The following is an 11,070-nucleotide window of genomic DNA, read 5'->3' as shown; positions in this document are numbered from 1 at the left end:
GGCACCAAAAGCAAAAACCAATCTTAGGCAAGCGGGCAAGATGAGTGTCAAAGTGCGCCCTTTTTAAAAGAATGACCACACTCCATTCCTCCCTCCAAGACGCACGCGTTGGTGTGATCGGTGGTAGTGGCTTGTATTCGATCGAGGGCCTCGAATCCGTAGAAGAGGTCACGCTGGAGACTCCATTTGGCGCTCCCTCTGATTGTTTGCGTGTCGGCCAACTGAATGGCGTTGAGGTGGTGTTTCTTGCCCGTCATGGACGCTCGCATCACCTACTCCCTAGTGAGGTTCCCTATCAGGCCAATATTTGGGCCATGAGGTCCTTAGGGGTGCGCTGGTTGATCTCGGTTTCCGCTGTTGGATCTCTTCAGGAACATCTCCGCCCTCGCGACATGGTTGTCCCCAATCAATTCATCGACAGAACGATGCAGAGGCCCCAGTCCTTCTTTGGTGGTGGCTGTGTTGCCCATGTCAGCTTGGCGGATCCGTTTTGTGAGCGATTGAGTGATCTGCTTGCTTCTGCTGCTACCGCCGAGATGCCTTCTGGGCATCGCCTGCATCGAGGTGGCACCTATCTGTGTATGGAAGGTCCGGCATTCTCGACAAGAGCTGAAAGTGAGCTGTATCGCAACTGGGGTTGTGATGTGATTGGCATGACGAATCACACCGAAGCTCGATTAGCAAGAGAAGCTGAAATCGCCTATGCCTCCCTCAGCATGGTGACTGATTTTGATTGTTGGCATACCGAGCACGACGCTGTGACCGTTGAAATGATCATTGGCAACCTCCAAGCAAATGCCGCTGCCACGGGGCCAATCCTCTTTGCTCTGATGGAGAAACTAGGCCGTGAACGTCCTTCTTCTCCAGCCCATCACGCCCTTAAGGATGCCTTGATGACTCCTCCAGCTGCCGTTCCTGCGGCAATCCGCCAACGCCTTGATTTATTTACGAGTTCCTATTGGGGGCCTGCGACTGCTCCAGCCGACTAAGGGGTTCATTCAGGTGGATTCCGATCGAACCAAGAGCAGCGCGCAGGTTGCCGTCGTGATTGGCCAGCAGGATATGGGCCTGTTCAAGATCCATGGATCCAGCCGCCATCACCAGAGCCCGTTTGACCGATCCCTGGGCTTCCGTCAGCAGGGGAAGACCTTGCTCGCGAGATAGGCCAGCAAGATCCGTCAAGATCCTCAGAGACCGGTCGACAAGCTTGCTGTTGCTGGCAGAGACATCAACCATGCGGTTCCCGTAGACCTTTCCCAACTTCACCATCACCCCGGTGGAAAGGATATTGAGTGCCATTTTTGTTGCTGTTCCCGCCTTCAAACGCGTCGATCCAGTCAGCAGTTCTGGGCCTGTGATCAAGCGGACGTCCAGGTGACAGGGCATGGGTGCCTGTTCTGCAGGCACGCATGCCATCGCGATCGCCAAAGCATCCAAATCAACGGCGTATTGCAGGGCACCGAGTACATAAGGAGTGGTGCCACCAGCGGCAATGCCAACCAAACAATCGTCTGCGCTGAATTGATGACCTTTGAGGTCGTCTACTCCCCCCGTCTCTAGATCCTCAAGTCCCTCTGAACTGCGCAGAAGGGCAGGAGCACCTCCGGCCAAAACACCCTGGACCAATTCTGGTGGGCTGCAAAACGTGGGGGGACATTCAGCAGCATCCAAAACACCAAGTCGGCCTGAGGTTCCTGCTCCGATGTAAAAAAGGCGACCGCCTCTGCTTAAACGCAATGCAACAGCATCGATTGCAGCACTGAGAGCGCCTGAGGCACCTTCAACAGCTAATTGAGGTTTGCGATCTTCATCGATGAACAATTTCACCAGGTCGTCTGTGGACAACACGTCCAAATCAGCGCTTCGCGGATTCGACTGCTCTGTAGTGAGGTAGCCCCGATTTTCAGAAGGATTCACAGCAAATCCTCCAGACGACGGCGAACATCATCCAGACCATCGCTTGAGCTTGATGGTTGAACGCTATCGACCGATTGATCTTCTGTTTGCCAATTGCTGACGTCTCGATTGGAACTGGGAGGGGCCAGCATCAAGCGTTCATCATCTGTTTTAGGGACAAAACCAGTTTCGACAAGTCGCGCTTCATACCCAGCCTCCGTGCAGAACAGCTCCACCTCGTGTTGATCGAGAGCTTCCACAGTCGGTGTTGGGAAATCCTGGGCCTCTAACAGGCCTGCATACCGTTCGGCGTCGTCGGAGTTTTCAAACATCAAAACCACCGTTGTCCCAGACAACTCCAGGGAATGGATGCCCTCACTGTCCTGACCAGCGTCGTAAAGAAGGACGTGAACGAGCATGAGCTGTTTGAGGTCCCTTTCAGTCTCTCATCGAAAGACCTGGATTAGATCCGCCCTTGGTCCAAGCTCAGTTCCTGAAGCCTCTGGTAAAGGGCTTGTTCGTCTTCGTTCAAATGGGCAGGTATCACGATGACCACTTCCACCAGTTGATCTCCTTGTCGGTCGTTCCAGACCAGGCCGCGTTCGCGTAATCGCAACAAACGACCACTCGATGACCCTGGAGGCACCTGAAGGGTGACGGATCCCGACAGCGTTGGAACATCCACCGCGCATCCAAGGGCGGCATCAGGAGGAAACAGTTCCAAGCGGTACAGCACGCGCAACCCATCAATGCGTAGCCCCTCAGCGGTCACCACTTGCAACTGCAAAAAGTGATCACGTCCGCCAGGTGCCACTCCCTCCAAACGGAGGCGCCAGCCATCCCCAGCGAATGGAGGCGTCTCCACCTCGATCACCGTTCCATCGGAAAGCTCCAAATTCACTGCTGTTCCGTGAAGGGCCTGGTCGGGGGTCAAGACAACTGTCGTTTCGAGATTGTCTTGTGAGCGAACAGGCGGAGGCGGTTGGGGAGATGGGGTTGGTCTGTGCTCCGATTGCGCTTGATCCTCCTTGTGAGTGGGTTCAGCTCGATCAGGCTCTGGTGGATCACCAATGCCCAGAACAACAGCGAGATACTCCTCGAAATCAGGGAACCCTGAAGCAAATGGATCTTTGCTGTTACTGCGACCCGAGCGACGTTGTTCCCAGGCGACACGCCTGTCGTGATCACTGAGGACGGCATAGGCCTCATTGACGAGTTTGAAGCGCTCTTCAGCTTGGCGATCGTTCCCATTGAGATCGGGGTGCCAACGCCTTGCCTCACGCCTGAAGGCCCTCTTCAGCGCGTCTGCGTCACTTCCTGGATCGAGACCAAGGAGGGCCCAATAATCGGGCTCAGCGATAGAAGTCATCATCCCAGGGGTCGATTCCTCGACGTCCACTTCTGATTCTTTCGTCGGAACGACTGTTACCTGTGGACCAGGGGTCATCGTCCCAATCGTCGTCTGCAAAGAGTTCGTCTTTCAACGTCCCCAGCGTGCTTCGAATGCCTTGAAGCGGACCCGTATCGCTGCTTCGTTCTGCAGAAAGGCGACGGTTTAAACCGAAGAGAGCTTCCTGAAGGCCGCTGACGCCCATCTCCAATTGCTGAGGATCATCTTGCTCAAGCAGATCTTGGACATCTCGCATGGCCATTTCAACGGCTCTCTGCTGTCGTTCAGCGCCATATGGACCGAGTTCTAGAGCGGCATCACGCAGACGTCGCTCTGCTTGCGCCACCAAAGTGAGGGCTGAATTGCGCCGCTCAATCGCCGCACGCCGACGCCGGTCTTCATCTGCGCGAGCTTCCGCTTCGGCTAAAAGTGCTTGTAATTCGTCTTCGTTGAGATTCGATCCACCTTGGATCGTGACGGATTGTTTTCGACCCGTCGTGCGATCGGTTGCGCTGACCTGAAGGATTCCGTTGGCATCAATGTCAAAAGCGACCTGAATTTGCGGGACACCACGGGGCGCAGGAGGAATCCCTGATAAGCGGAAACGGCCTAGGGACTTGTTGTCTTGCGCCATTTGTCGCTCACCCTGCCAAACGTGAATTTCCACGGATGATTGGTTGGCACCAGATGTGCTGAACACGTCGGATTGACGGACTGGAATGGGTGTATTCCTTGGAATCAAGACCTTCATGAGGCCTCCCACAGTTTCCAAACCAAGGGACAGGGGTGTGACGTCATTGAGCAGAAGATCTCTCAGCTCACCGGTAATGATTCCGGCTTGAACGGCTGCCCCTACAGCAACCACCTCATCGGGATTGACCGATTGACAGGGGTCATGAGGAACCAACGTTCTCACCAGCTGCATCACCATGGGCATCCGGGTGCTGCCACCCACAAGCACAACATCGTCAATGTCTTCTGCAAGCCAGCCTGAATCGCGAAGAGCAGCCTGAACAGGGGTCAGCAGTCGATCAAGCAGATCAGGACACAGGCCTTCAAATGTTTTGCGATCGAGGGTGGTCTCGATGTGAAGGGGGCCTTCCTCACCGGTCGCGATAAAAGGGAGGGAAATGGGTGTTGTGGAAATGCCTGAAAGTTCTTGTTTGGCTTTTTCAGCCGCTTCAGTAAGACGTTGAAGCGCTTGGCGATCCCTGCGAAGATCAATTTGATGTTGCTTGAGAAAGGCTTCAGCAAGCCAATCAACGATGAGTTGATCAAAGTCATTACCGCCCAGCTGGGTGTCGCCATTGGTGGCCTTGACATCGAAGACACCATTGGCAATCCGGAGGAGTGAGACGTCAAAGGTGCCTCCACCAAGATCGAAGACAAGAACGCGACGCACAGCACTTCGATCAAAGCCATAGGCAAGGGCTGCAGCCGTGGGCTCATTGAGAATTCGCTCAATCGACAAACCAGCTAGACGTCCTGCGTCTCGAGTGGCCTGGCGCTGGGCATCATTGAAGTAGGCCGGAACCGTGAGAACGGCTGCATCAACTGTTTCGCCTAGATAGGTACTGGCGTCATCAACAAGTTTGCGCAAGATGCTTGAGACAAGCTCTTCAGGCGCATATTCACGTTCGGTTTGAGGGCATGCCACACGAACGTTGCCCTGGTTGTTCGCACTCACGGTGTAGGGAACGGTGAGCGTGTTGTCGTCGAGCTCATCCCAAGCGCGTCCTACAAAGCGCTTGAGGTTTGAAAAAGTGTTGCGAGGATTAAGGACGAGCTGGCGCCTTGCGGGCTGGCCTACCAGCAGCTCATCCTCTTTGGTGTAGCCCACAACCGATGGAGTTGTCCTAGTTCCTTCCGCGTTGGCAATCACCACCGGTCGACCCGCTTCAAGCACGGCGACTACGGAGTTCGTGGTTCCCAGGTCGATTCCGACGATCCGGCCCATAACCGCGCATTTGGTGTCTCCAAGCTAACGGGCCAAACTCCAATCACCAAGCTTCTATGCGTTGGAATCCTTTGGTGCTCTTTCCCTTACCTTCCAAACAGCAGGCGTAGGGCTACGGTCTAACAGTCTGTCTGCCAGCAGAGTGACCAATTTCAAGGCTCAATACCTGCTGCGAAGCAGACCAGCAGCAGAAAAGTTTGTGGATGGCAGTTTTCAGAGGCTGGTCGTGGTCATGGCCTCCATGGTTGCGCTGATTCTCATCTCCATCCTTGTGGTGGTGTTTTGGGGATCATTGGAGTCGATGGGGCGGTACGGACTGAAATTTTTGGTCACGTCCAATTGGAATCCTGTTGATGATGAATACGGAGCGTTCACGGCGATCTATGGAACACTTGTGACCTCTCTGTTAGCACTTGTTATTGCTGTTCCTTTAGGAGTTGGTACTGCAATATTCATTACAGAAGACATCATTCCACTGAAGATCAGAAATATTATTGGCTTGATGGTAGAGCTGCTAGCTGCCATTCCCTCTGTGGTTTTAGGTTTGTGGGCAATCTTTATTTTAGAGCCATTTATTCGACCTTTTCTCATGTTTCTTTATGAGGATTTTGGATGGATACCATTTTTTAGTACGGAACCATTGGGACCAGGTATATCGCCAGCTATTTTGATTCTGGTTGTGATGATATTACCGATCATCACTGCCATAGCCCGTGATTCATTAAACCAAGTGCCGATGCAACTCCGCCAAGCTGCCTATGGAGTTGGAGCGACGCGCTGGGGAGCCATTCTGAATGTCATTTTGCCTGCAGCTGTATCAGGAATTGTTGGTGGAGTGATGCTTGCCCTCGGGAGAGCAATGGGAGAAACCATGGCGGTCACGATGATTATCGGAAACTCAAATGTCTTTAGTTGGTCCTTGCTCGCTCCAGGCAATACGATTTCAGCCATGCTTGCCAACCAGTTTGGAGAGGCAGATGTTGGCCAACTCTCTTCACTGATGTATGCAGCATTTGTTTTAATGATTCTTACTTTGCTGGTCAATATATTGGCTCAGTGGCTTGTAAAACGTCTCAGTCTAAAGTATTAATCAATGAACTATTCCTCATCTACTATTCGATCTGAAGCTCGAGTTCCGGACCTGAGCTATAAGGGTTTTTTAAAGAGAAATCTTGGTAGTCGTTTTTTATCATTTTTGGCCGGTGTGTTTTCATTTCTTTGCGTTTTGCCGTTGATTGCGGTTCTTGCTTATGTTTTGATCAAAGGTATTTCTACGATTAATGTTGATTTCTTTACCCAACTCCCGCCTCCTCCAGGCGGACAAGGTGGAGGAGTTGGTAATGCCATTCTTGGAAGTATTGTTGTTACAACGATAGCCGCCTTGATTGCAATTCCCATCGGCGTTGGTGGTGGTATTTACTTAGCCGAATATTCCACTGGCCGTGGCTTTTCACAATTCATTCGATTTGGAACGAATGTTCTTGCCGGTGTTCCGTCAATCATTGCTGGCGTTTTCATTTATGGAGTGATTGTTTCTACTCGAATCCTTTTTGGCCATACCTTCAGCGCAGTTGCGGGAGGAACTGCTCTGTCTGTTTTGATGCTTCCCACTGTGGTCAAGACCACAGATGAAGGCTTGAAACTTGTTTCCAACGACCTGCGACGTGCTGCTTATGGAGTTGGTGCATCTCGTTTCGTGACCATCAGTCAAATTACGCTCCCTAAGGCTTTTACTCCGATTGCAACTGGGGTGGTGTTGTCGATCGCTAGAGCAGCTGGAGAAACTGCACCATTGATTTTTACAGCTCTGTTCTCTCCGTTCTGGCCGAATGGCATCTTTGATCCTATTGCAACTCTATCTGTCTTAATTTATAATTTTGCTGCACAGCCTTATGATCTGCAAAACCAACTCGCTTGGTCAGCATCCTTTCTTCTCGTTGTGTTCATATTCGCCCTCAATCTTCTCGCTCGTTGGTTTGCGAGGATGGCAAATAAGTGATATCGATGATTAAAGGCTTCAATTAATCAATTTCCGGTTCTGAACTTTTCTCTCATGACAGCCCTTTCATCTACAGAGTTGCAGGAACCAAATCTCGATACTTGCCTGTCGATTCAAAATACAACAATTAGTTATGGCGAATTTGAAGCCTTAAAAAATGTTTTCTGTGATATCCCAAGAGGCAAGGTAACGGCTTTTATTGGACCCTCGGGTTGTGGCAAGTCAACACTTCTAAGAGGTCTTAATCGAATGAATGATTTGATTGAGGGTTGTACTCTTAAAGGAAGAATACTTTTTGACGGTGCGGATTTATACGCTCCTGAAGTTGACCCGGTCGAAGTTCGTCGTCGCATTGGAATGGTATTTCAACAACCCAATCCCTTCCCAAAGAGCATCTATGAAAATATTGCTTTCGGTGCTCGCATTAATGGATATAACGGCGATATGGACGAATTGGTTGAACGCTCACTACGTCAAGCAGCAATATGGGATGAATGCAAAGACAAACTTAAAGAGAGTGGAAATTCCCTTTCCGGTGGCCAACAGCAACGTCTTTGTATTGCACGCACCATAGCGATCGAGCCTGAAGTGATCTTGATGGATGAACCATGTTCTGCACTCGATCCGATCTCAACCTTGAAGATTGAGGAAACCATCCATGAGCTTAAAAATAATTTCACGATCGTAATCGTGACTCATAATATGCAGCAGGCTGTACGTGTCAGTGACATGACAGCATTCTTTAATGCTGAGGCTATAGACGGAGAATCAGGGAAAGTGGGATATCTCGTAGAATTTAATGACACAGATAAGATTTTCAATGCTCCCTCACAGCAGGCTACTAAGGATTACGTCTCTGGTCGTTTTGGCTGATTGAATCGGTATGACGACCCTCTGTCTTTACCTCCTGTAGGACTATTTCCGCTTGAATTGATTGAATGCATCAAAGAGCCCTTGATGCTCTCCACCCATTCATGAGCTTTGATGTTCATCTAAGAGATTTTTTGATTCCGCTTCATTCGCTAAAAGTGCTCCGTCTGTCGTTCTTCCTTGATGTGTTTGGATCAAAGGATGTCAGATCGCTGATGCCCCCCTTTCAATGGTTGACTCTTTCAATGGCTGACTCGAGTCCAATCAAAAACCCCTCGCAAAGCAAGGGGTGGATGAGCTTCAACGGAGAGGGAGGGATTCGAACCCTCGATAGAGTTGCCCCTATACAGCATTTCCAGTGCTGCGCCTTCGACCACTCGGCCACCTCTCCAGTGGCTGAAGTGAGAATGTAGCAGGGCGTTTCCTGAGGGCCTGATATGAGACCAAATCACACAGTCACAATTCACTGGCTACAGGCTGGACGAACGATCACCCATCAGGTTCCAGAGGGGGAGTACATCCTCCAAAGCTTCGAGCAACAGGGAGATCCACTCCCTTTCTCCTGCCGTAATGGTTGCTGTACGTCCTGCGCGGTAAAAATCAAAGCGGGATGCCTCGATCAAGCAGAGGCCATGGGACTCTCAAAGGAGCTCAGGCAACAGGGTTATGGACTGCTTTGTGTTGCAAGAGCGCTGGGACCTCTTGAAGCAGTCACACAAGATGAAGATGAGGTGTATGAGCTTCAATTCGGTCGTCATTTCGGTCGGGGGCGGATACGCCACGGCATTCCACTGGAGGAGGAGTGATGTCTTCAGCACTTGATTGTCGTCAAGTTGCCTACGATGCTCAACTTGACGAATCCAGTCTGCGAAAGCTATCTGAGGTAGCCCGAACTGCTGCAAATCTCGGAGCGACCGTGCTGATGAAGCATTACGGCCGCCTCAGCAGTATCAAAAGCAAGGGCCGTGTTGGCGACTTAGTCACAAACGCCGATTTTGCCGCTGAACAGGTGGTACTCGACTATCTGAGGGAACACACTCCCTCGATTGCGATCCTTGCCGAAGAATCAGGCCCGAGCGGGAGCCCAAGTTCCCTGTGTTGGTGTGTCGATCCCCTCGATGGAACGACCAATTTTGCCCATGGGTATCCGTTCTTTGCTACCTCAGTGGGTTTGATCTGGAAGGGGACCCCACTGCTGGGTTCTGTGGCAGTGCCCTTTCTGAACGAGACCTATTGGTGTTCCCCTCAGATCGGAAGCTTTGTGAACGACACACCCATTCAGGTGAGTGATTGCAGCTCATTGCAAGACAGCCTTCTTGTGACGGGATTTGCCTACGACAGGCACGAACGGATCGATAACAATTACGCCGAGTTTTGTTGGTTAACCCATCGATGTCGCGGTGTTCGTCGGGGAGGAGCCGCTGCCGTTGATCTTGCTTTCGTTGCCACTGGACGATTAGACGGCTACTGGGAGCGTGGTTTGGCACCCTGGGATCTCGCCGCTGGTGCAGCGTTGGTGGCCTGTGCGGGTGGTTCTGTTGGTGATTACAAAGACACCCCATTTGATGTAGAGCAAGGCAGGATTCTCGCGACCTCACCCGGGCTACACCTGCCTTTAAAACAAGAATTGGCCAGCGTGACCGCTTTGGAACCCAAGCTTTATGGAGCTTGAGGTTCGGCAGTCATAAGATTGTTGTTCGTGATTTGTTGACTAGCTGGATGGCCCTGCAACCCGCCACGGGCGCTCGAGATCTGAATCCGAAGCAAGTCCAACAAAATCAGTATTTGCGGGACCAGTTGGCGACGGTGTATCGCCATTGGGGATACGACGAAGTGTCGCCACCACAGGTGGAGAGGCTCGACACACTCATGGCAGGTGGTGCCATTGCCAGCCATGACGTGGTTCGACTTGTTGCTGATGACCCGCTCGGTCTCAGGCCCGAGATGACAGCCTCGATTGCGAGAGCCGCTTGTACAAGACTGAAAGACCGAGCGCGGCCACTACGACTTTGTGCCTGCGGAACCATTTTTGAATGCCGAGCAGCAGAAGAGGGGGGATTGTGTATTGAAGAGAAGCTGCACAGTGGTGTTGAGCTTTTCGGAGTGAAAGATCTGGCAGCAGAACTCGAACTCCTGACGCTGCTCTTAGAGGCTATGAATGCTCTCTCCCTGCTTGGGGAACATCAGCCACAACTTCTGATTGGCCATACGTCATTGATGGAATTGGTGTTGGCCCCATTTCAGCAACCGCTTCGGGAAGAAATCCGCAGCTGCTTAATCCAATACGACCGACTCGGTCTAGAAGCCATGGGACTTGAAGCTTCAGATCTCCAACGGCTGGTGAACCTTCTGGACTGCCGCGGCACACCCATGACCACCCTTGAACTGTTGGAAGAAAGTTTCGGTTCGCAACCTGTTTTGACTGACCTGACACGATTGTTTGTGCATCTCAGTCCACTTGCTGAACAACAATCTCTCGCACTTCAATTGGATCCCACCTTTCACCCTCACCATCAGCTCTACGACGGTTTTGTTTTCCAACTGGTTTGTCAGGGGGTTTCAGCTCCAGTGGTGATTGCCCGTGGAGGACGTTACGACGGTTTGGTAGAGCGATGTGGTGAAAGCGAGTTGAAAGCTGGAGGTGTGGGATTTAGTTTCTGTCTCGACGATATTCGTGATCTTCCTGGCTCTAACACCGAATTTGCGAAAGCCGAAGCACGTATTTTAATTTGCTGGGGTGATGATTCAAGCCTTGAAAAGGCTTTAGTGAAACAGACGCGTTGGCATGCTCAAGGGAAAATCGCCGAATGTGATCTCAAGTCTTGTCACAACCGTGAAGAAGCAGAGAGGCGTCTCCAGTCATCCGGATGCAACACCATGGACTGGCTCTCTGATTAGATTGCCCTCGATAGGAACCAATCGCTATGGCACACACGATCGTCACTGACATCTGCGAGG

At 51.6% G+C, this 11,070-nt stretch carries 11 protein-coding genes and 1 tRNA gene; 7 read left to right on the top strand and 5 right to left on the bottom strand.

Features of this window, described 5'->3' with window-relative positions; translation table 11 throughout:
• Positions 1 to 71: 71 nt before the first annotated feature.
• The gene (gene mtnP / locus NCN04_RS03555; RefSeq protein ID WP_048346486.1) at positions 72 to 989 is read left to right on the top strand and encodes an S-methyl-5'-thioadenosine phosphorylase; all 918 of its coding nucleotides are present in this window, start codon (positions 72 to 74) and stop codon (positions 987 to 989) included.
• Here mtnP and murQ read toward each other — a convergent pair.
• The 4 genes from murQ to dnaK are packed head-to-tail and all read right to left on the bottom strand — an operon-like array spanning position 946 to position 5,243.
• Positions 946 to 1,917: an N-acetylmuramic acid 6-phosphate etherase gene (gene murQ, locus NCN04_RS03550; protein WP_048346487.1), complete on the bottom strand. Its 972-nt coding sequence runs from the start codon at positions 1,915 to 1,917 to the stop codon at positions 946 to 948. The two genes, mtnP and murQ, sit on opposite strands and share 44 nt — an antisense overlap.
• On the bottom strand, positions 1,914 to 2,315 hold the full coding sequence (locus NCN04_RS03545) for a DUF3110 domain-containing protein (RefSeq protein WP_048346488.1): 402 nt from the start codon (positions 2,313 to 2,315) through the stop codon (positions 1,914 to 1,916). Before NCN04_RS03545 ends, murQ begins: the two co-directional genes overlap by 4 nt.
• Positions 2,316 to 2,359: 44 nt before the next feature.
• Entirely contained in the window at positions 2,360 to 3,265 is a 906-nt protein-coding gene (locus NCN04_RS03540) for a DnaJ domain-containing protein (protein WP_048346489.1), read from the bottom strand.
• Positions 3,249 to 5,243, bottom strand: coding sequence for a molecular chaperone DnaK (dnaK, locus tag NCN04_RS03535; RefSeq protein ID WP_048346490.1), 1,995 nt, complete (start codon positions 5,241 to 5,243; stop codon positions 3,249 to 3,251). Before dnaK ends, NCN04_RS03540 begins: the two co-directional genes overlap by 17 nt.
• Positions 5,244 to 5,385: 142 nt before the next feature.
• Here dnaK and pstC point away from each other — a divergent pair, with 142 nt between their 5' ends.
• Genes pstC through pstB form a run of 3 tightly spaced genes read left to right on the top strand, consistent with a single transcriptional unit; the run spans position 5,386 to position 8,115 of the window.
• A complete protein-coding gene (gene pstC / locus NCN04_RS03530; protein WP_250395195.1) occupies positions 5,386 to 6,333 on the top strand; it encodes a phosphate ABC transporter permease subunit PstC in 948 nt (315 codons plus the stop codon).
• Positions 6,334 to 6,336: 3 nt separating this feature from the next.
• The gene (gene pstA, locus NCN04_RS03525) at positions 6,337 to 7,242 is read left to right on the top strand and encodes a phosphate ABC transporter permease PstA (RefSeq protein ID WP_250395194.1); all 906 of its coding nucleotides are present in this window, start codon (positions 6,337 to 6,339) and stop codon (positions 7,240 to 7,242) included.
• A gap of 54 nt (positions 7,243 to 7,296) precedes the next feature.
• Positions 7,297 to 8,115, top strand: a complete 819-nt coding sequence (gene pstB, locus NCN04_RS03520) for a phosphate ABC transporter ATP-binding protein PstB (protein ID WP_250395193.1) — start codon at positions 7,297 to 7,299, stop codon at positions 8,113 to 8,115.
• 301 nt (positions 8,116 to 8,416) lie between these two features.
• Here the strand turns inward: pstB and NCN04_RS03515 are convergent.
• A tRNA-Ser gene (locus NCN04_RS03515) sits at positions 8,417 to 8,503 on the bottom strand.
• A 46-nt stretch (positions 8,504 to 8,549) separates the two neighbouring features.
• On the opposite strand from NCN04_RS03515, the gene NCN04_RS03510 reads away from it, so the two are divergent.
• The 3 genes from NCN04_RS03510 to NCN04_RS03500 are packed head-to-tail and all read left to right on the top strand — an operon-like array spanning position 8,550 to position 11,010.
• Complete coding sequence (locus NCN04_RS03510) at positions 8,550 to 8,918, top strand: 2Fe-2S iron-sulfur cluster-binding protein (protein ID WP_048346494.1); 369 nt, start codon at positions 8,550 to 8,552, stop codon at positions 8,916 to 8,918.
• On the top strand, positions 8,918 to 9,784 hold the full coding sequence (locus NCN04_RS03505) for an inositol monophosphatase family protein (RefSeq protein WP_250395192.1): 867 nt from the start codon (positions 8,918 to 8,920) through the stop codon (positions 9,782 to 9,784). Before NCN04_RS03510 ends, NCN04_RS03505 begins: the two co-directional genes overlap by 1 nt.
• Before the next feature lie 47 nt (positions 9,785 to 9,831).
• A complete protein-coding gene (locus NCN04_RS03500; RefSeq protein ID WP_250395191.1) occupies positions 9,832 to 11,010 on the top strand; it encodes an ATP phosphoribosyltransferase regulatory subunit in 1,179 nt (392 codons plus the stop codon).
• The last annotated feature ends 60 nt before the right edge of the window (positions 11,011 to 11,070 follow it).

Origin of the sequence: Synechococcus sp. MU1655, assembly GCF_023630655.1 — a bacterium.
Lineage (GTDB): Bacteria > Cyanobacteriota > Cyanobacteriia > PCC-6307 > Cyanobiaceae > Synechococcus_C.
The sequence above is the reverse complement of the archived record's forward strand: the minus strand, read 5'-3'. Positions and strand labels throughout refer to the sequence as shown.